The organism is Lacrimispora amygdalina (assembly GCF_900205965.1).
GTDB lineage: Bacteria > Bacillota > Clostridia > Lachnospirales > Lachnospiraceae > Lacrimispora > Lacrimispora amygdalina_A.
Window position 1 is genome coordinate 54,713 of record NZ_OAOF01000016.1, and the last position, 18,158, is coordinate 72,870.

An 18,158-nucleotide genomic window follows, 5' to 3' on the forward strand; every position below is an offset into this window, starting at 1 on the left:
CCAATCTTTTTCGTTCCTTTCAAAATTACGTAAAATAATTTTGTAATTCTGTTTCATTTTTTGTGCCCAGCCGCTTCATAATTTCTCTACGCTCCTGAGTGGATAATCCCTTCCACAGTTTTTGAACACGGGGGTCTGAAAATCCAATATAGGGCAGACCATTTCTATCACATTCATAAGACGATAAGTAGTGGTTGAGTGCACTCCATTCCACATAAAAAGCAGTGATACTGCGGCTTAAAGAGCTGACTTTTGCCATATTCGTTCCTCCCAATAATTGTTGCTGACTAAATAACTGTTCCGGTTTTTATTGACCAGAGTCATTCTTCCAGATCTGAACTTCGCCCTGGTAATCCAAAAAGCAGTTATTTATAATTTCTTCCACTTTATTCCAGTCACCGCCTGCATTCTTGCAGCCCATTCCATACGGAAATGCCACCTTCTCCAGTTTGCCTCTGACATCCACAAAATCACGGATCTCTGTGACGGCCTGTGTAAGTGCTTTATAATCTGTATAAATTCCGTCTTTCCCGTATTTATCCTGTCCATACAGATTAGCAATCAGAAACCATCTGCCATTTAATTCAACCGGCTGCGCAGATACTCTCCCTAATAAACCGGAGGTAATACCGCCCGCCTGTTCCTGCCACTGTTTCGTAATAATTCTGTATGTCTTTTCTACTTCCGGAAATATTTTTTTAATTTGACCTTCCAAACCGCGTTCAAATACTCCCTGACAATTTACCTGATGGCAGACAATATCTGCATCAGACATAAAGATATCTCCGTCGTAATACTTTAGCATAATTTTCTCCTCCAAGCTTATCTAATCAGATATCCTAACTCATTATACCCTGATTTTCCAGTTATTCATAGTACATTCCTTAAGTTTTGACATATATTTTCCAAAAACCCGTTGAAGTATAGGGAAATAAGATTTATAATAAACATTAACAGCAAATAAAAAAGGTAAGGACCGAAAGAGAATGGAAAAAGAAATCAAATGTCCCTATATTATTTTTAAAATTGCAGGCTCCTTATACTGCATAAACAGCAAGTACATATCCACAATTTTACAGCTGCCGGAATACAGCACCATTCCCGCCGCACCTGCCAACATCACCGGAATGTTTAAGTACCGGGACAAAGTCATTAATATGATGGATTTACGCATTACATTTGGTTTAAAGCCCATATCTGAAGAATGCAGAGACTTTGAACTGATGATTGATGCGAGAAAGCAGGATCATATTAACTGGGTCAGCGAATTGGAGCGTTTTATCAAAGATGGCGGTTCCTTCAACCTCGCCCGGGATCCCCACCAGTGTGCCCTGGGAAAATGGTACGATCATTTTACCACAGATAATACGGCAGTAACCAACCATTTAAAAAAAATCGAAGAGCCTCATGAAAAGCTTCACAAAGCAGCCGAGGAGGCTGATAACTGTAAAAGAGACTGCCAGAACTGCCAGGAGTCCGAATGCCTTCGTAAAGTTTTAGCGTGTGCTAAAGATGAATGTATGCCTGTCATATTAAAACTCCTGGACCAGACAAAGGACCTGTTCCGTTCTACGATATACAAGGAAATGGTTCTTATCTTAGATGAAATCCAGTGGGGAATCGTAGTTGATGAAATCGTAGCCGTAGAAGATCTTGAAGTGATTTCTAAGCGGCACGAGGACCCCATGATAAACCATTGTTCCTATTTGGGACGGGTTATGGAAAGTGAAAAACAGAAAGGACTCATCTTTGAGCTTAACCCGGAAACACTCCTTGCTAAATTTAAGGATCTGGAATCTATGTTTTAACAATTTTAATGTCTGTAATAGTAAAAAGCCGGAAAAGTTTTGGCAGAAGCTTTTCCGGCTTTTTAACGGTCAGGAAACTGGCTCTGACTTTCTTCAGAAATACTTTTTATTTCCCCAAAGGTTGCTCTTCTTCAGATCCAGATATTCATTGTATGCTTTTTCCAAAATCTGCTTTTCATTGGAAAACTTCAGAAGATGATACGCTTCATGGAACTTATAGTATCCTGAATCAATAAAATATTCTTCCCGCTGTGGTTTACTGTAATAGCTGTCGGCCATCATGAGATACCAGTATACATCCTTTTCCACCATATCCTGAGGCGTATTAAAAGAATACTGACTCTTACCAATGTACTTGATAATGGACGCACTTACTCCGGTCTCTTCTTTCACTTCCCGAAGTGCCGTCTCTTTATACTCTTCACCCGCTTCTACTGTTCCCTTTGGCAAAACCCAACCTTCATACTTGTTTTTGTAATTCTTATATAAAACCAGAATTTTACCTCGAAAAATAACCACACCGCCACAACTCGTTGCTTCTATCATTGCAATTCCTCCAGAGTGAAACCGCGGACCCAGCCGGATCCCGATTTTGGTGTGTCTCACAGACTGGCTCTAGTATACCTCTTTTTATAATGATATGCAAGTGTGTAATCGCCGAAAGAATGGGCTGAAATCTTCCCTTATCTGGAAAAATATAAATCAAATAGCGACCTGGCGATAGGGGCAGCAGCCTTTCCTCCAGACCCGCCCTCTTCTACAATCACGCTGACTGCGATCTTCGGATGCTCTGCCGGAGCAAATCCGACAAACCATGCATGCGTCTCTTTATTTTTATCAAATTCTGCTGATCCGGTCTTCCCCGCTGCCGTATAGGCATCCGTGCGAATGGCAGAACCAGTCCCTTCCGTAACTACCGCTCTCATCAGTTCTGTCAGACTGGCTGATTCTTGTGCAGTCATGATGGTTTCATAAGTCTGTGGAACAAACTTTTTAATAACATCTCCGCCTGCATTCTCCACATGATCAATCAGATACGGCTTCATCAAAGTTCCCCCATTGGCAATGGCACAGGTTATCATGGCATTATGAAGAGGCGTGATCTGAGTCTGCCCCTGACCAATGGCAGTCTGAAGGATCTGCCAGATATCTGCTCCCGGTTCCATAATATAAGAACTTCTGTTAGCGGGAAAAGGAAGGGATAGATCTGTACCAAACAGCATCTGACGGGTTGTATTTTTTAATCTGTTCAAATCCATCACAAGCCCAAGCCCTGCAAAGGCTCCGTTACAGGAATTTGCAAATGCCTGGGTAAAATTCTGATGCCCATGGGCAGTTTCGTGATAGCATTTGATGGCATAATCACCATTTTCATAAATACCGTCACAATCAAAGGTGTAATCCTTATAAGTCTCGGGATTCTCCCTGATGTATTCCAGCGCCGTAATAATCTTAAACGTGGATCCCGGCGGATAAAGCCCCTGGGTTGCACGGTTTAAAAGCTGACCTGATGTATTCTCGTCTGCAACCAGATTGTTCCAGTCATTTAACAGGGTGTTTGGATTATAATCAGGTTTTGAAACCATGGCAAGAATCTTCCCTGTATCAGGCTCCATGACAACAACTGCCCCATTTCTTTTACCAAGAGCTTCATATGCTTTTTTCTGAAGCTCCACATCCAGAGTGGTCACCACGTTATCTCCCTGGCTTTTTCTGGCATATAACTCATTAATAATCTGTTCCAGAATATTGACATGGCTGGTTAACAGATAGAAATTAGCCTGGGCCTCAAGACCGGTCTTTCCATTTACCGAATATCCCACTGCATGGGCAAACAGGGAGTCATAAGGATAGACTCTTGTCTCATGTCCTTCCCCATCCACGTCCGTCCGGGCAAGGATCTGTCCGTCACTGCTGATAATCTCACCGCGTACTACCCGGTCAGCAAAGCTGTCCAGTCTGGCATTATAGGAATTGTTGATTACGCTTTCGCTCTTCACCTGAAGAAAATATCCATAGTAAGCCGCCAGACCTATAAATAACAGGACAACCCCATAGGTCAGTATTAAGATCTGATGATTTGCTTTGGGATTTGCATTAGCTTTCATACCTGCCCTCTTCCTCTTCATTGCGTTTGAGAATATAAAGTCCCTGAATGATACCAAAAATAATAAAAGTGCTGGCTGCCGAACTTCCTCCATAACTGACAAAGGGAAGGGTGACTCCGGTAGATGGGATAAATTTCGTGACTCCTCCTATTGTTAAAAACACCTGAATTGCGTAGATCATCCCCAGACCAAAGGCGATGAGCTTATAAAACAAGGCCTGCATACTTCCTGCCACCATCATAAACTGAAGAAAGCAGCCAAGGCAGATTAACAGGACACAGAGGGCGAATATCCCTCCCAGTTCTTCTGAAATCGCCGAGAAAATAAAGTCTTTTTCTACTACCGGTATTTTTCTAGGCATCCCTCTGTATAGCCCCATGCCCAGCCAGCCGCCTGTACCAATGGCAAACAGGGACTGACTGATCTGATATCCTTTTCCTGCAATATCGGACCACGGGTTTAACCAGGCTGCAACTCTTGTCTTTACATGATCAAACAGGTGAAATGCCAGCACAGACGCCAGCACACCTCCCGCTGCACCTCCAAGCAGATATCTCCATTTGCCGGTTGCTATAAAAAGCATAAACACATAGGTAATAAAGAAAATAAGTGCACTTCCTAAATCCCTGGAAAGCACAAGTATCAGAACATGAAGTGCCGAAACACCGCTGACTGCAAGAATCGTTGGAAAGCTGACAGACCTGTAAAACATGGCTGCTATAAAAAATACGTAGCTGATCTTTACGAATTCAGAAGGCTGAAAAGAAAATCCAGCCATTCCGATGGAAAGCTGCGCTCCGTAGCTGTTGGTTCCTGCAACACATACAATACCAAGAAGGATTACTCCTGCAAACCCATAAACCCATGGTATTCTGCTAAGCTGCCATGCTCTGTCGATAACAAAAGGAATGATGAAGGTAACTGCTGCCGCTGCCGCAACAATGGTAAACTGTTTTACAGCCCGGTCAAAAGAAAGTCTGGTAAGCATAATAAAACCGATTGCCAAGAGCAGACACATATTGTTAACCAGCAGCTTTGACAAGCTCCTGTAAAACAGGCGGTATAAAAACAGGTACCCCAAAAAGAACAGTACCTGTGCCGCATAAAAGACCAGCATACGCTCATCTTTCATCTCCAGCCAGATAATACCATAGGCCAGGAGATGAATCAGAAACATAAAAATGTTCTGCCTTCTGCAGATACTGTTTTTCTTCTTTTCGTCCTGAAAAGAAAAATAACGAAAATTTAAATATGTGTATATAGCAATCAGCAGTATCATGAAATATCTTGATACATCTACTATCAGATTAATCATAAATCACCTACTCTATACCGCGCTTAAAATGTCCCCTTGTAAAGTCCGTCAGAATCGCTCCTGCTTTTTTACCGTTTAAGAATTCATCTGCAAAAACTTGTATGATTTTATCAGTCTCTGCAGCACTTTCGGTTGTAAACTGAAGCCTTAATGAGGCGGGGGATAAGGCACCCACGGCATCACTGTAACCCAAAAGGGAAAGAGGCGCTGAGTTATAAATGGAATTGTAACAGAATGTACAATGGTTTTTCACGGGGAATTCTTTTCCCATACGGTCTTTTAAGTTTAATAATACCGGCGTGTGATCACATTGTTTCATTCCCTGATGAAGGCACTGGGCCGTTACCATCATAGGAAGACGTCCGTAAACTAAAAGTTCACCCGGAATTACTAGTTTTTCCAGTTCCCGGCTGTTTAATTCAACAGGCCAGGTAATCTCGTCCGCACCAAGATCCAGAAGCATCTTTTGCGCCCTTCGGTTCATGCCATACATTCCGAAATCAAAAACCAGCTTTCCTGGTATGCCGGCTTTTTTTAAATATCCAGGTTCTTCCATGGAGCGGATTAAGAATCCGTCAAATCCTGCTTTTTGAAGGTATGACAGATTGCGGTCAAAAAAGCGCTGTGCCTCCATGCGGAAAATATGAGGCATTGTAAGAAGACATTCCTTGTCTCTGTCATGGCAGGCTTTAACATAATGGTTCCACCGTTGGGGTTCAAAATGTGCTGCATCAACATAGACCCGGTCCACATCGGGGTTATGAACGGCTGCGTCAAAGCACTCCGGTTTCTCTAAGGAAACAGTCAGATGTGAAGCACCAGATGACCGCGTATTGGTGATACTTTTCTGCATTTCAGGATGATCCGATTTTCTGTATTCCCTTGTGTATTCATGAAGTATCTCTGCTTCCAGCGCTTGCAGACCTCTGCGCCTTAAATCATTAAGAGCCTGGACCGGAAGAAAGACATTCCCTTGTATCTCTGCCGTGAGTCGTTCAAAAAGAAATGGCGTATTTCCTGTTTTATTCAGCTGCTTTAATACCTTTTCTTCTGACATGGGCTGATTCTGGGCCGCCAGCACCATATCTCCTTCAATTAAAACACGGTATTTCTGAGACTGAAGGCTGAGTGAGGCATTCTTGCCTTCTGTAAGAAAAACATTTCCTGTAACCGGTACTTTTAACTGTTTTTCCACATATTCCCGGTCAAGCAGGTCAAACAGCTGACTGTTGCCCTCTCTGAACGAAGGTTTTTCCTTCCAGACTATCATATCCCTGCCATTATGGTTCTTATAATATCCGTCAGTCTGTCCACCTCTGTCAAATAAATCGAGAAGTATCCTCCGGTCCTCTTCCTCTACCCGATATCCTTCTCTGCCTTTTTTCAAATAAAGATCTGTATATTTTCTGTAAATATGAACCACGCCCGCCGTATAACGGGGACTCTTCATTCTGCCCTCGATCTTCATGGAATATACACCTGCTTCCATAATATCAGGGATCAGATCCAGTGTGCATAGATCCTTTAAGCTTAAGCAGTACCGTTCATCTTTTTTGCCGAGGGGCTTACCGCCATCTCTCACATCAAAAGGCAGTCGGCAGGTCTGTGCACATCTTCCCCGGTTTCCGCTACGTCCTCCGATTAGACTGCTGAAAAGGCACTGGCCCGAATAGCAGTAACAAAGAGCCCCATGGACAAAGCTTTCGATTTCCACATCAACCTGGTCTTTGATCTGCCGGATCTCATCTAAAGATAATTCCCTTGCGGTAACCACCCGCTCTGCACCAAGGTCTTTTAACAGCCGGGCACCATGAACTCCCGTAATCGTCATCTGCGTACTGGCATGAATGGGAAGGTCCGGAAACTGTTCCCTGATTAATGCCAAAGCTCCCAGATCCTGTACGATAACCGCGTCCAGTCCCCGTTTATAATAAGGAAGCAAATAGTAAAAAAGCTCCTTCATCTCCTGTTCTTTCATAAGAGTATTGACCGTTAAATAGAGTTTTCTGCCGTGAAGGTGAACATAATCAATGGCCTCCAAAAGCTTGTCCTCTCCGGGATTCTCTGCAAATGCCCTGGCACCGAACCTGCTTCCTCCTATATAAACTGCATCCGCACCTGCGGCGACTGCTGCCTTCATACTTTCAAACGAGCCTGCCGGAGCAAGGATCTCAACTGTATTTTTCACTTCTGCCTCCAAAATTTTCCCTATGGATATTCTGATTGATAAAAAGGAGGAGGTCATGGAACATCCATGAAATACCCCCTCCTGCCTTATTCATTCCTGTCGGAACCGGACGAATTCCTGATTCCTGCCAGTTCAGTCTTCACTGCCTCCAGCTTCATCTGAGTTGCAACCAGCTCATGCTTTAAACTGTAGGTTTCCTTTTCCATCTCCGCTTTCTGCTGTTCCAGTCTGGCAATCTGCTCTCTTGCTTTGAAGTAATCATCTGCCATATTTAACTCTATCATAACGTTCTGGTATTCAGCACTCTGCTTCGTGAATCCTTCCCGACGTTTTAAAGTTATGATCATCTCATTGATGTAACTGGCAAGACGCTGAATATAGCCTTCTTCTTCACTGCCGCCAAGGGCATAGATCTTGCCATCTATCAAAACTTCTGTATAGTGTTTGGAATTCATGTTGTTCTCTCCCTGCTATCATTTGCTCTTTCTTTACTATATCATACTTTACACAGTTAGGAAAGTTCTAAAATTCAGGCAGCTAAGGCTCCAAAGAGATTCCAAGATGCCCATAGGCTCTTTCGGTTGCAACGCGCCCCCGGGAGGTACGGTTTAAAAATCCGTTCATTAAAAGATATGGTTCATACACATCTTCCAACGTGCCCGCATCCTCCCCCAGGGCCGCAGCAAGGGTATCAAGCCCCACGGGCCCGCCGGCAAATTTCTCAATAACCGTGGACAGTATTGCGCGGTCATTGTAATCCAGTCCGAATTTATCCACATCCAGGATATCCAGAGCAAAATCAGCCACTTCCTTGGTTATAATGCCATGGTACTTGACCTGCGCAAAATCCCGGACTCTTTTTAACAGGCGGTTTGCCAGCCTGGGGGTTCCTCTGGAACGCTTGGCAATCTCTTGTGCACCCTCTTCCTCAATTTCAACCCCCAGGACCTCTGCCGAACGGGATACTATAATCTTCAGTTCTTCCGGTGTGTAAAATTCCAGCTTCTGCACGACACCGAACCGGTCCCTGAGAGGGGCTGTTAAAAGCCCGGCTCTTGTGGTTGCTCCCACAAGGGTAAACTTTGGAAGGTCCAGACGAATCGATCTGGCTGCGGATTCCTTACCCAGCATAATATCAATGGCAAAGTCCTCCATAGCCGGATAGAGCACTTCTTCTACCTGCCGGTTCAATCGGTGAATCTCATCAACAAAAAGGACATCGCCTTCCTGTAAGTTATTTAAAATAGCAGCCATCTCACCAGGCTTTTCTATGGCGGGACCGGAAGTTACTTTCATGTTCACACCCATCTCATTGGCAATAATGCCGGAAAGAGTAGTCTTTCCCAGTCCTGGAGGACCGTAAAAAAGCACATGGTCCAGTGATTCACCTCTGGCCTTCGCCGCTTCAATATAAACTTTCAGATTCAACCGGATCTTTTCCTGTCCGATATATTCATTCAGGCTTCTGGGCCTTAGATTCGGTTCAATCTTCTTATCCTCTTCTGTTAATTCTGTGGTTATTATTCTACGCTCCATCTTTGCCATACCCTGTTATATTCTATATAAATGCCAGGTGTTTTAAGGAAGCCTTTAAAACATCCTCCACTGACATCGTGTCTGTTATCTCTACCTGGCGTACCGCGCGTCCGGCTTCTGCAGGTGAATATCCAAGTGCCGTAAGCGCATCGACTGCTTCGCCCGTTACCCCGTCCTCTTTCGGAAGATCATTTCCTGCCTCTTTAAATGAAGAAGGAATAAGATCTGCCATATCAATCTTATCTTTTAAGTCCAGAATGATTCTCTGTGCAGTCTTGGCACCAACACCGGGCGCTCTGGATATGGCCTTGGCATCTCCTGAAATAACTGCTCTCTTTAAATCATCCGGTTCCATGGCAGAAAGAATTCCAAGTGCTCCTTTGGGACCGATTCCATTCACACTGATTAACTGCTTAAACATCGTTAAATCCTGCCGGCTCAAAAAGCCGTACAGACACATGGCATCCTCTCTTACCTGAAAGTAGGTATACAGCTTAACTTCCCTGCCAATACCCGGAAGCTTCCCAATTACAGATACAGGAACAAAAATCTCATATCCAACGTTTCCGCACTCAATCACAACGGAATCTTCTGTCATCTCGGCCACGGGGCCTTTTACGAAAGAAATCACTTCTTCAGTTCTCCTTTTTAAACCTTACGATTACATCTGTTAAGCATTACTTTGACATTAATCATAGCATACTGCCAGTTGATATGCAAGCAATTGATCGAACAAATATTCTGTAGTGCGTTGACGAACCGGAAAGCTTTGGATATAATATTCAGTGAAAAGAAAGGATGAAACCGCAGATGATAACGCTTCAAAAACATATACCATTCGAAGAAACCTATCCGCTTGACCGTCTGGGCAGCCGGGAAGAGATTCTGTTTTTTGATATTGAAACAACCGGCTTTTCCGGAGAATATTCCACGCTGTATTTAATCGGCTGTGTCTGTTACAAAGACGGAATCTGGAATCTGATCCAGTGGTTTGCCGACACTTTGGATTCGGAAAGGGAGCTTCTTATAACATTCTTTGAATTTCTTAAAGACTATAAAAAGGTTATTCATTTTAACGGAGATGGGTTTGATATTCCCTATCTTTTAAAACGCTGCCATGCCTACGGGCTTAAGTATGATTTTTCTGGTGTTGAAAGCCTGGACATATACAAAAAAATCCGCCCGTACCGGAACCTCCTCAGTCTTTTAAGCATGAAGCAGAAAGCCATCGAAGCATTCTTAGGTGTGGAACGGAAGGATCTTTATTCCGGCGGACAGCTGATTGAGGTTTATAAGGATTACTTGATTTCCAGGGAGAAGTTTCTCTTTGATTTACTAATACTACATAATGAGGATGATTTAAAAGGCATGCCCCTGATTCTGCCAATACTCAGCTATCCGGATTTCCTGGGGAGCCGCTTTACCCTGACCGGTCAGTCACTGATTAGCAGTCCGGACTTGTTCGGACGAAAGCAGCATCTTCTCCAGCTTAATCTTGAGAATGATTTTACGATACCCGCAGGCTTTTCAAAATCCAATTCCTTGATCACGGCAAAGGCTGCAGGAAGAGAACTGACTCTTATCATCGACTTATACGAAGGTGAACTGAAATACTTTTATCCGGATTATAAAAATTACTATTACCTAATCTATGAAGACAGGGCCATTCATAAAAGCGTAGCCGAATATGTTGATAAAGAAGCAAGAGTGAAAGCCACCGCAAAAAACTGTTATATCCGGCAAACCGGCTGTTATGTACCTCAGTTCTCGCCCTTATGGACACCGGCTCTTCAAAATCAGAAGAAAGATAAAATCACTTATTTTTCTTATGATCCGGAGTTCTTTCAGAATCCGGATACGCTCCAGAGCTATATCCGGCATCTGCTGGATCAACTGTCCTCTTCCTGAATCCGATTATAAAATACCCCTCATTTTCCGGAAATCCCTTGGAGATACACCTTTAATCTTTTTAAAGGCATCTCCAAAATAATTTCCGTCTCCGAACCCGCATTCCACTGCAATATCTGTAACGGATTTATCCGTATTAAGCAGCAGAAATGCCGCTTCCCGAATGCGGATATTGGTCAGATATTCTTTAAAACCGAATCCTGTGACAGCTTTGAATTTCCTTGAAAAATAGGCAGGACTCATATGAATCCGCTCTGCCACCTCATTAAGAGTCACCGGTGCTTCAAAATTATGGTAGATGTATTCCGCAGCATCCTCGATTGCCTTCTCCGCCACCTCCATCTTCACAGCGTCTGTCTTAGCTCCCTGACACCTGTTGAGAAAAACTAACAGCTCGTAGAGATAATTTTTCTTCATCATAGGAGAATATCCGTCCTGACCGGCACCTTCATATGCCATCTTCTGAATCAGTTCTTCTGCATACGGTCTGCTCCCTGCCGGCACACAAATCCTGGAATTTTCAAAGAGAGCGTCCGTCAGCTGACCGCCGCAGCTTTCTGTCATATCCGTTAAGTATTCCTTATCAAAACTCAGAGTGATCCTTTCATGGACCGGGCTGGAGTGATAGGTTGTCCTGTGAATCTCACCCGGAGAGAGGAATATCATATCACCAGGCTCTACATAATATAAGGTATGATTGATGAATATCTTACAATGCCCTGACACCAGGTAAAACAGTTCATAGTAAGGATGCCAGTGACTTTTCACCATATTAAATTCATAAGAACGCTTTGTCCTGCTGATTAGAAATTCCATAATTCTTTTAATAATCCCCTTTTTTTAACAGTTCTCTGATATAGGAAAAGGTATTTCTCTCGCCCTCATCCTTTAACATCAAAAGGAGCTCTTCCAGAAGCGCTTCAGTCTCAGGCGCAATAATCATATATGCTTTTCCCTGCACATAATATTCCCATGGTGATGCATCCGTATATTCCCTGCCTTTATAGGTTTTTGATGCCGCAATCCGGTCCATGACCATCTCCACCACATAGTTGAGAGGCATTTTATAACCAATCATTCCCTTTGAAGGATCCATGGAAAAATCAATCCAGTATTCGCTGTGATGCTTATTCCTCCCCTTGTGATGCAGCCAAGCCTTTGAGAAGCCCTTTTCCTCTATCTCCGCCGCATTGGGGCTTCTGTTTCCCTGATAATATAAGACACCAGCAAAAAATTCCTCCGGACTGTATTTGGATAAATCATGGAGCAGCCCCTGTTTAATCAGTCCTACCCGAAAGCAGTTTTTCATGACCCGGTATTTGTGTATGTGAATGGTGCAAAAATGCCCCCAAAAATTTCTAAATTTCATATTTATCCCTTCTTGTCCCAATGTAAAATCTTCACCCATTTTATCATAATTACCAGTGATTTTACCACATATTTTTCGGTTTCATTTTTTTTAGAGAATTCTTGTTTTTTATGGTGGAAAATGTTTGACACCTTACCCATTTTATGCTATTCTTAGGGAAGTTACAGATATCCTGTAACAGTACAATTTTTAGTCGTTTTGGAGGTATCATAATGAAAGGTACAGTTAAGTGGTTTAACAACCAAAAGGGTTACGGATTTATTTCCGACGAACAGGGTAACGATGTATTTGTTCACTACTCAGGTCTCAACATGGATGGTTTCAAATCTTTAGATGAAGGCGCTGCTGTAGAGTTCGATGTAGTAGACGGAGCAAAGGGTCCTCAGGCTACAAACGTTATCAAAATATAATCATTGACTTATCAGTGTACCTTTTTTCAATATAGGAAGAAGTTATATTGTTTCACATGATTACGATTAGAGCCATCCGAAGATGGCTCTTTTTGATGTTCTTCACATGTTTATTTATTTCGCTTTCTCATATAAATCTTTTAAATCTTCAACTGTGAATTCGTAATTTTTGTTACAGAAATGGCAGTTTACTTCAATGCTCTTTCCTTCCTCAATCATATCTTCCAGTTCTGTTCTGCCGATACTGATCAGGGCTTTTTCCACTCTGGTTTTATCGCAGTTACAGGTGAATTTAACAGGAGTCTGCTCCAATATCTCCAGGCCAAGTCCTCCTAATATATGAGTCAGTATCATCTCCGGAGTTTTCCCCTCTTCCAGAAGGGATGTAACTGAATGAATCTCACCCAGTCTTTTCTCCAAAAGATCAATCATCTCTTCAGATGCGCCCGGAAGAAGCTGTATGATAAAGCCCCCTGCCTGTTTGACCGTATTATCTTTGTTCATCAGAACCCCAAGAGCCACAGAAGACGGGGTTTGCTCCGAGTTGGCATAATAATAAGTAAGATCTTCAGCAATCTCTCCGCCTACTAAAATCGTCTGTCCTACATAAGGCTCTTTCAGTCCGATATCCTGTATCACACTTAAAACACCCTCTCCAACCGCTCCGCCTACATCCAGCTTTCCAAACTCATTGGGGGGCAGCATAACACCTGGATTATACGCATATCCCTTTACATTTCCTTTGGAATCGGCAGTTACCGTCAACCCTTCTATAGGACCGCTTCCCTGGATCTTAATTGTCAGTAAATCCTCTTCTCCCTTCATCATAATCCCCATCATACCGCCTGCCGTTAACAGTCTTCCTAACGCAGCCGTTGCCACAGGACTTGTATTATGGGCCTGCCTTGCATATTCCACCAGATCTCTGGTAGTCGCCGCAAATGCCCGGATCTGATGATCTCCCGCTGTTGCTCTCACAATATAATCAGCCATGATTGTACTCCTTTCCATGCTCTCTTGCAATCAGATAAATCCGTTCACTGGTATCCTTCACCGGTTCCCTGGTAAAAGCATCATATGCTTCTAAAAATTCCATACCGGCCTCTTCTAACGCTTTTTTAATCTCATCGATGGTATAAGCTCTCTGGTAATGGGTTTCCGTATATTTCCGATAGAGATCCTCTTCCTCCCGGATAAACAGGGAAAGATCATATTCGTTAAGTTTCGTATCCCCATCGTAATAGTTATCCCAGATAAAGCTGCATTCCTCCCTGTCCTCTGCAATGGTAGTATCCCCCATCACCCTCTCATATTTATAGACAGTATTTAGATCAAATATAAACACACCGCCAGGATCAAGATAATTATTTACCAGACCAAAAACCTTCACCAGATCTTTGTAATCCAGAAGATAATTGATACAGTCGCAGATACTTATAACCGCTTTCACAGTTCCGTAAAGCTCAAACTCTCTCATATCCTGCATGAGATAAAGAATATCCTTACCAGATTCTGTTCTCTTATCCATGGCGATCTGAAGCATATCTTCGGAATTATCCACTCCTATCATGTCGTAACCTGCATCTGCCAGAAGTTCTGTCAGACTTCCCGTTCCGCAGCCCAGATCCAGAAGCAGACCCTCTCTGGCCCCATATTCCTTTAAAAGACCGGTCACATAGCTGCACCAGTCTTCGTATGGGATATTGTCCATAAACAAATCGTAGACCTCTGCAAAATTTGTATACGCTTCCACTCAGTTTTCCTTTCTTTTTAACAACTTTTTTCCATAGGGAAAACAAAGCAGGTAGCCTCAAAGAGGTACCTGCTTTCCTGTCTCATTGTCTTACTGCAAAAGCAGCATCCGGTTACGATTACAGGCTGCGTCCGCAGCATTTTTTATATTTCTTGCCGCTGCCGCAAGGACATGGGTCGTTTCTTCCGATTTTAGCACCTTTTACAATAGTACCGGAAGCCTTCTGAGTCTTGTAAAGCTCTTTTTTCTTCTCCTCTGTCAGGATCTGATCCCACTGGGGAAGGCTGTAGAGCCATTCAGCCTTTGCTTCTACCATATTGTAATAAAGCTTTTCCGGATCGATCTCGATCTTGACTACGGTATTCTCGTCCATCGTCTCAATGGGATTTTCGTAGCCCTTCAAGCTTTCATTAATTCCATCTAAGAATCCTGTCATTGTCTGCACATCTGTGCCGTATCTCTTAGCCAGTTCTTCTACAGTTCCTTCCACTGCTTCATCCGGCTTTGACAGAATATGTTCATAAATACCTTTTTCAACTTTAAAATATTCGGTCCATAATTCTTCTTTGCCTTTATCATCCAGACCTTCACCGTATGCTAAATTTCTCCAATTTTCTAAAATAGTCATGATTAAAACCATCCTTTTGTCTGTTCTTTCTTGTAATACTCCATCAAACAGTATATAACATATTGATAAATTTTGCAAAATGTTTTTTCTCTTTTTGACATTCTCTGCAGGTTTTAAGAAAACAGGAACTGGCCCCGTCCCCCGTCAGGAAGGAATAGAAGGCAGTTCCTGTTACCATTTATTTATACATATCCAAGCAATCCCGGCAGCCATAAGGACAATTGGGGGATATACGATACCATGAGAAGCACCGCAAAAATAGCAGCAAAATAAATAAGCAGTGTTTTAATGACATTTTCAATCTTAGTCTGACCCACTTTCACTCCCACAAACAGGGTTGTTCCTACAGGAGGAGTGATGGTTCCGATACATAAGTTAAAAATCATCATAATTCCAAAATGTATGGTATTCATTCCCAGCGCCTGGCAGACAGGCAGGAAAATAGGTGTAAAGATCAGACAGGCCGGTGTCATATCCATAAATGTTCCCACTAAAAGCAGCAGAATATTAATAATAAATAAAATTACGTAACGGTTGCTGCTGATTCCAAGCATGGCATCTGATACTGCTCCGGGAATCCCGGTAAATGCCATAACCCAGCTCATGATACTGGAAACACCAATTAAAAAGATAATAATTCCTGTCATCTGTGCACTTTCCAAAAACAGCTTCGGCAGCTCGGAAAGCTTTAATGATTTATAAAAGAACAGAGACAAAATCAGGCTGTAAACAACTGATACCACACTGCCCTCAGTAGCCGTAAAAATACCGCCGATAATTCCTCCAATTACGATAATAATCATTAAAAGGCATGGGATTGCCTGTAGGAGAACACGGATCTTTTCTTTTGCAGTAAAACGTTTTGTACTCTGATATCCCTTTTTCTTTGCCAGAAAATAGATTACAATCATACAGGCCAGGCCCCATAAAATACCGGGAATATAACCTGCCATAAAAAGTGCAGCAACAGAAGTTCCACCGCTTACAAGGGAATACGTGATCATAACGTTGCTGGGAGGTATTAAAAGTCCGGTTGGTGCGGTTGCAATATTGGCAGCCGCAGAAAAGTCCCTGTCGTAGCCTTCCTCTTCTTCAATGGGGCCTATGATTGCTCCCATGGCGGAGGCTGCGGCTGTTCCTGATCCTGAGATGGATCCAAACAGCATGTTGGCTACAGCATTGGTGTGGGCAAGGGAACCAGGAATTCTTCCTGTAAACAGTTTTGCAAAATTAATGAGCCGGATTGCAATGCCGCCCTTGTTCATGATATTTCCTGCCAGAATAAAAAACGGAATGGCAAGAAGACTGAACACAGAAATTCCCGAAAAGATTCTTTGTGCACCTGTTAACACCGCTGCGCCTGTATTTAAGATAGGCAGAATGGCACATATGGAGGAAACGGCAAGTGCAACAGCTACCGGTACTCCTAACAAAAGCAGGATTACCAGAACAACCAGTATGATCAGTCCGCAAAATATGGAAATATTCATTTATGCTTCCTCCTCCTTTACGCTGAAATCCGTATGCAATATATCCACCGCATTCACCAGACAAAACACCATGATAAGCACTCCTGTAACAGGTACTGCTGCATAAATATACCCCATGGGAATCTGCAGGGATGCGGTAGTCTGCATCATCGTAAGCTTTGTTATGGCGCTTCCGCCATAAACCATTACCACACCGGCAAATACAAATGCCAGTATTTCTATGGAAAATTCCAGATATTTTTTTCCTGTACCAGTAAATTTATCGGCCAGAAACCCGATCCGCATATGGTCCTTTTTTCCGAATACATAAGCAGAAGCAAACAATGACATCCAGGTGAAGGAATACGTCAGCAACTCTTCTGAAATCGTACTGGGTCTGTTAAAAAAGTATCTTGTTACAATCTGGTAGGTTCCGATTACCGTCATGGCTGCAAACAAAACAGTAATGACCACTCCAAGAATCTTCATGATCTGGTCTTTTACCTGATGAATTGCCGACATCTTATTGTCCTCCCTTTAATTTTTGATTTTCTTCCTGAATGTGTTGATATAAATCTCTGATTTTTGGATTGTCACTGAGCATTTTTTCATGAAGCGGCAGAACCATTTTCTTAAAGGCATCTACGTCAACATCAATGAATTCCACACCCATCTCATTCTTGGCCTTTTCTTTGGCAGCCTCAATACTCTTGTCCCATTCAGCAAGCTCTACTTCTGTAGAACGTCTGGCCGCCTCTTTAAAAACTTCATACTCCTCTGGGCTTAAGCTGTTTAAGAATTTCAAATTACCAACCAGCATATCCGGTACCATCTGATGTTTATTATATGAGTAATATTTCGCCACTTCGCCATGCTTGTTATTGGTAAGAGCCAGCTCATTATTTTCCGCTCCATCTATGACTCCCTGCTGAATAGCAGTATACACTTCTCCAAATCCCATGGGAGCTGCTGCCGCGCCAAAGGACTGCACCATTGCTACACTGGCAGGACTTTGCTGCACACGGATTTTCTTTCCCTTTAAATCTTCAGGTGTACGAATGGGTGTCTTGGCATAAAAATTTCTGGTCCCTGCATTGTACCAGGTGACAACACGAAATCCCGCGTCGTCGGTAGACTGATAAATATTCTGCATATAGTCCGTATCTTCCATAACTGAGCGGTAAACCTCTTCGGAGTCAAATAAATAAGGCATACTGAATATTTCATATACATCCGCAAAGGTTTCTAAATTAGCTGTACCTGCAACTACAAAATCAATGGCTCCTGTCTGTGTAAGTTCAATTGCTTTCTGGGCTGAGCCAAGTATCTCGTTGGGAAATATCTGTACCTCATACTTATCTCCCAGCTGTTCCTCTACATACTGCTTAAATGCAAGAAGACCTAAATGCTCCGGGTGCGTCTCTGCCTGAGCGTGTGAGATCCGGATGATCCTTTTCCCTGAAGTTGCCATACTGCAGCCATTTAGTCCTGCTGCCAAGGCAGCCGCCAGAATGCCCGCTGCCAGTCTCTTTAAGAATTTCTTCATACAATTCCTTTCCTTCCATCTGTTTTTAAGATGTAATACGACAAAAAAAATAAGCCCTAAGTTATCTGATTGAGCGAATCAGCAAGGGCCATTGCCTGCCTGAATACTTTCTCAATTATA

Annotated in this window: 20 protein-coding genes; 3 read left to right on the forward strand and 17 right to left on the reverse strand. The window is 42.9% G+C overall.

From position 1 onward, the window contains the following. Positions 1 to 25 precede the first annotated feature (25 nt). Complete coding sequence (locus CRO04_RS18970) at positions 26 to 259, reverse strand: hypothetical protein (RefSeq protein ID WP_097005816.1); 234 nt, start codon at positions 257 to 259, stop codon at positions 26 to 28. A gap of 48 nt (positions 260 to 307) precedes the next feature. After that, entirely contained in the window at positions 308 to 805 is a 498-nt protein-coding gene (locus CRO04_RS18975; RefSeq protein ID WP_097005817.1) for an appr-1-p processing, read from the reverse strand. 181 nt (positions 806 to 986) lie between these two features. Here CRO04_RS18975 and CRO04_RS18980 point away from each other — a divergent pair, with 181 nt between their 5' ends. Continuing rightward, positions 987 to 1,808, forward strand: coding sequence for a CZB domain-containing protein (locus CRO04_RS18980; RefSeq protein ID WP_097005818.1), 822 nt, complete (start codon positions 987 to 989; stop codon positions 1,806 to 1,808). Between the two features lie 93 nt (positions 1,809 to 1,901). On the opposite strand, the gene CRO04_RS18985 is transcribed toward CRO04_RS18980, so the two are convergent. The 7 genes from CRO04_RS18985 to ruvA all read right to left on the reverse strand — a co-directional run bounded on the left by CRO04_RS18985 (position 1,902) and on the right by ruvA (position 9,586). Next, entirely contained in the window at positions 1,902 to 2,354 is a 453-nt protein-coding gene (locus CRO04_RS18985; protein ID WP_097005819.1) for an NUDIX hydrolase, read from the reverse strand. 137 nt (positions 2,355 to 2,491) lie between these two features. Then, positions 2,492 to 3,937 carry a penicillin-binding transpeptidase domain-containing protein gene (locus CRO04_RS18990; RefSeq protein ID WP_097005820.1) on the reverse strand — a complete coding sequence of 482 codons (1,446 nt, stop codon included), beginning with the start codon at positions 3,935 to 3,937 and terminating at the stop codon, positions 2,492 to 2,494. Beyond that, the gene (locus CRO04_RS18995; RefSeq protein WP_097005821.1) at positions 3,906 to 5,231 is read right to left on the reverse strand and encodes an FtsW/RodA/SpoVE family cell cycle protein; all 1,326 of its coding nucleotides are present in this window, start codon (positions 5,229 to 5,231) and stop codon (positions 3,906 to 3,908) included. The genes CRO04_RS18990 and CRO04_RS18995 overlap by 32 nt, the downstream gene beginning before the upstream one ends. A 7-nt stretch (positions 5,232 to 5,238) precedes the next feature. Next, on the reverse strand, positions 5,239 to 7,476 hold the full coding sequence (locus tag CRO04_RS19000) for a U32 family peptidase (RefSeq protein ID WP_097005822.1): 2,238 nt from the start codon (positions 7,474 to 7,476) through the stop codon (positions 5,239 to 5,241). Positions 7,477 to 7,505: 29 nt separating this feature from the next. After that, the gene (locus CRO04_RS19005) at positions 7,506 to 7,874 is read right to left on the reverse strand and encodes a cell division protein ZapA (protein WP_097005823.1); all 369 of its coding nucleotides are present in this window, start codon (positions 7,872 to 7,874) and stop codon (positions 7,506 to 7,508) included. Between the two features lie 82 nt (positions 7,875 to 7,956). After that, entirely contained in the window at positions 7,957 to 8,955 is a 999-nt protein-coding gene (gene ruvB, locus CRO04_RS19010) for a Holliday junction branch migration DNA helicase RuvB (RefSeq protein ID WP_097005893.1), read from the reverse strand. Positions 8,956 to 8,977: 22 nt separating this feature from the next. Continuing rightward, on the reverse strand, positions 8,978 to 9,586 hold the full coding sequence (gene ruvA / locus CRO04_RS19015; protein WP_097005824.1) for a Holliday junction branch migration protein RuvA: 609 nt from the start codon (positions 9,584 to 9,586) through the stop codon (positions 8,978 to 8,980). Between the two features lie 179 nt (positions 9,587 to 9,765). Between ruvA and CRO04_RS19020 the strand changes: the two genes are divergently transcribed. After that, a complete protein-coding gene (locus tag CRO04_RS19020) occupies positions 9,766 to 10,863 on the forward strand; it encodes a ribonuclease H-like domain-containing protein (RefSeq protein ID WP_097005825.1) in 1,098 nt (365 codons plus the stop codon). A gap of 6 nt (positions 10,864 to 10,869) precedes the next feature. On the opposite strand, the gene CRO04_RS19025 is transcribed toward CRO04_RS19020, so the two are convergent. Together CRO04_RS19025 and CRO04_RS19030 are read right to left on the reverse strand one after the other, a co-directional pair. After that, complete coding sequence (locus tag CRO04_RS19025) at positions 10,870 to 11,679, reverse strand: AraC family transcriptional regulator (protein WP_097005826.1); 810 nt, start codon at positions 11,677 to 11,679, stop codon at positions 10,870 to 10,872. 7 nt (positions 11,680 to 11,686) lie between these two features. Continuing rightward, the gene (locus tag CRO04_RS19030) at positions 11,687 to 12,232 is read right to left on the reverse strand and encodes a DUF5662 family protein (protein ID WP_097005827.1); all 546 of its coding nucleotides are present in this window, start codon (positions 12,230 to 12,232) and stop codon (positions 11,687 to 11,689) included. A gap of 212 nt (positions 12,233 to 12,444) precedes the next feature. On the opposite strand from CRO04_RS19030, the gene CRO04_RS19035 reads away from it, so the two are divergent. Beyond that, positions 12,445 to 12,642 (forward strand): cold shock domain-containing protein, encoded by a 198-nt coding sequence (locus CRO04_RS19035; protein ID WP_024295188.1) that lies wholly within the window; start codon positions 12,445 to 12,447, stop codon positions 12,640 to 12,642. 114 nt (positions 12,643 to 12,756) lie between these two features. Here CRO04_RS19035 and hslO read toward each other — a convergent pair whose 3' ends face one another. The 6 genes from hslO to CRO04_RS19065 all read right to left on the reverse strand — a co-directional run bounded on the left by hslO (position 12,757) and on the right by CRO04_RS19065 (position 18,038). Beyond that, positions 12,757 to 13,635 carry an Hsp33 family molecular chaperone HslO gene (gene hslO, locus CRO04_RS19040; RefSeq protein WP_097005828.1) on the reverse strand — a complete coding sequence of 293 codons (879 nt, stop codon included), beginning with the start codon at positions 13,633 to 13,635 and terminating at the stop codon, positions 12,757 to 12,759. Further along, complete coding sequence (locus CRO04_RS19045) at positions 13,628 to 14,395, reverse strand: class I SAM-dependent DNA methyltransferase (RefSeq protein WP_207654476.1); 768 nt, start codon at positions 14,393 to 14,395, stop codon at positions 13,628 to 13,630. The genes hslO and CRO04_RS19045 overlap by 8 nt, the downstream gene beginning before the upstream one ends. Positions 14,396 to 14,513: 118 nt before the next feature. Then, entirely contained in the window at positions 14,514 to 15,023 is a 510-nt protein-coding gene (locus CRO04_RS19050) for an SEC-C metal-binding domain-containing protein (RefSeq protein ID WP_097005829.1), read from the reverse strand. 182 nt (positions 15,024 to 15,205) lie between these two features. After that, positions 15,206 to 16,513 (reverse strand): TRAP transporter large permease, encoded by a 1,308-nt coding sequence (locus CRO04_RS19055; RefSeq protein WP_097005830.1) that lies wholly within the window; start codon positions 16,511 to 16,513, stop codon positions 15,206 to 15,208. Further along, positions 16,514 to 17,014, reverse strand: a complete 501-nt coding sequence (locus CRO04_RS19060; RefSeq protein ID WP_097005831.1) for a TRAP transporter small permease — start codon at positions 17,012 to 17,014, stop codon at positions 16,514 to 16,516. A 1-nt stretch (position 17,015) separates the two neighbouring features. Further along, positions 17,016 to 18,038: a TRAP transporter substrate-binding protein gene (locus CRO04_RS19065; RefSeq protein WP_097005832.1), complete on the reverse strand. Its 1,023-nt coding sequence runs from the start codon at positions 18,036 to 18,038 to the stop codon at positions 17,016 to 17,018. Positions 18,039 to 18,158 lie beyond the last annotated feature (120 nt).

What these genes read in the sequence shown, in the direction of transcription:
- CRO04_RS19030 (WP_097005827.1), bottom strand. Translation starts at nt 12,232, where the DNA reads ATGAAATTTAGAAATTTTTGGGGGCATTTTTGCACCATTCACATACAC.
- CRO04_RS19005 (WP_097005823.1), bottom strand. Translation starts at nt 7,874, where the DNA reads ATGAATTCCAAACACTATACAGAAGTTTTGATAGATGGCAAGATCTAT.
- ruvB (WP_097005893.1), bottom strand. Translation starts at nt 8,955, where the DNA reads ATGGAGCGTAGAATAATAACCACAGAATTAACAGAAGAGGATAAGAAG.
- CRO04_RS18990 (WP_097005820.1), bottom strand. Translation starts at nt 3,937, where the DNA reads ATGAAGAGGAAGAGGGCAGGTATGAAAGCTAATGCAAATCCCAAAGCA.
- hslO (WP_097005828.1), bottom strand. Translation starts at nt 13,635, where the DNA reads ATGGCTGATTATATTGTGAGAGCAACAGCGGGAGATCATCAGATCCGG.
- CRO04_RS19025 (WP_097005826.1), bottom strand. Translation starts at nt 11,679, where the DNA reads ATGGAATTTCTAATCAGCAGGACAAAGCGTTCTTATGAATTTAATATG.
- CRO04_RS18980 (WP_097005818.1), top strand. Translation starts at nt 987, where the DNA reads ATGGAAAAAGAAATCAAATGTCCCTATATTATTTTTAAAATTGCAGGC.
- CRO04_RS18985 (WP_097005819.1), bottom strand. Translation starts at nt 2,354, where the DNA reads ATGATAGAAGCAACGAGTTGTGGCGGTGTGGTTATTTTTCGAGGTAAA.
- CRO04_RS18970 (WP_097005816.1), bottom strand. Translation starts at nt 259, where the DNA reads ATGGCAAAAGTCAGCTCTTTAAGCCGCAGTATCACTGCTTTTTATGTG.
- CRO04_RS19060 (WP_097005831.1), bottom strand. Translation starts at nt 17,014, where the DNA reads ATGTCGGCAATTCATCAGGTAAAAGACCAGATCATGAAGATTCTTGGA.
- CRO04_RS18975 (WP_097005817.1), bottom strand. Translation starts at nt 805, where the DNA reads ATGCTAAAGTATTACGACGGAGATATCTTTATGTCTGATGCAGATATT.
- CRO04_RS19035 (WP_024295188.1), top strand. Translation starts at nt 12,445, where the DNA reads ATGAAAGGTACAGTTAAGTGGTTTAACAACCAAAAGGGTTACGGATTT.
- CRO04_RS18995 (WP_097005821.1), bottom strand. Translation starts at nt 5,231, where the DNA reads ATGATTAATCTGATAGTAGATGTATCAAGATATTTCATGATACTGCTG.
- CRO04_RS19050 (WP_097005829.1), bottom strand. Translation starts at nt 15,023, where the DNA reads ATGACTATTTTAGAAAATTGGAGAAATTTAGCATACGGTGAAGGTCTG.
- CRO04_RS19020 (WP_097005825.1), top strand. Translation starts at nt 9,766, where the DNA reads ATGATAACGCTTCAAAAACATATACCATTCGAAGAAACCTATCCGCTT.
- CRO04_RS19000 (WP_097005822.1), bottom strand. Translation starts at nt 7,476, where the DNA reads ATGACCTCCTCCTTTTTATCAATCAGAATATCCATAGGGAAAATTTTG.
- CRO04_RS19065 (WP_097005832.1), bottom strand. Translation starts at nt 18,038, where the DNA reads ATGAAGAAATTCTTAAAGAGACTGGCAGCGGGCATTCTGGCGGCTGCC.
- CRO04_RS19055 (WP_097005830.1), bottom strand. Translation starts at nt 16,513, where the DNA reads ATGAATATTTCCATATTTTGCGGACTGATCATACTGGTTGTTCTGGTA.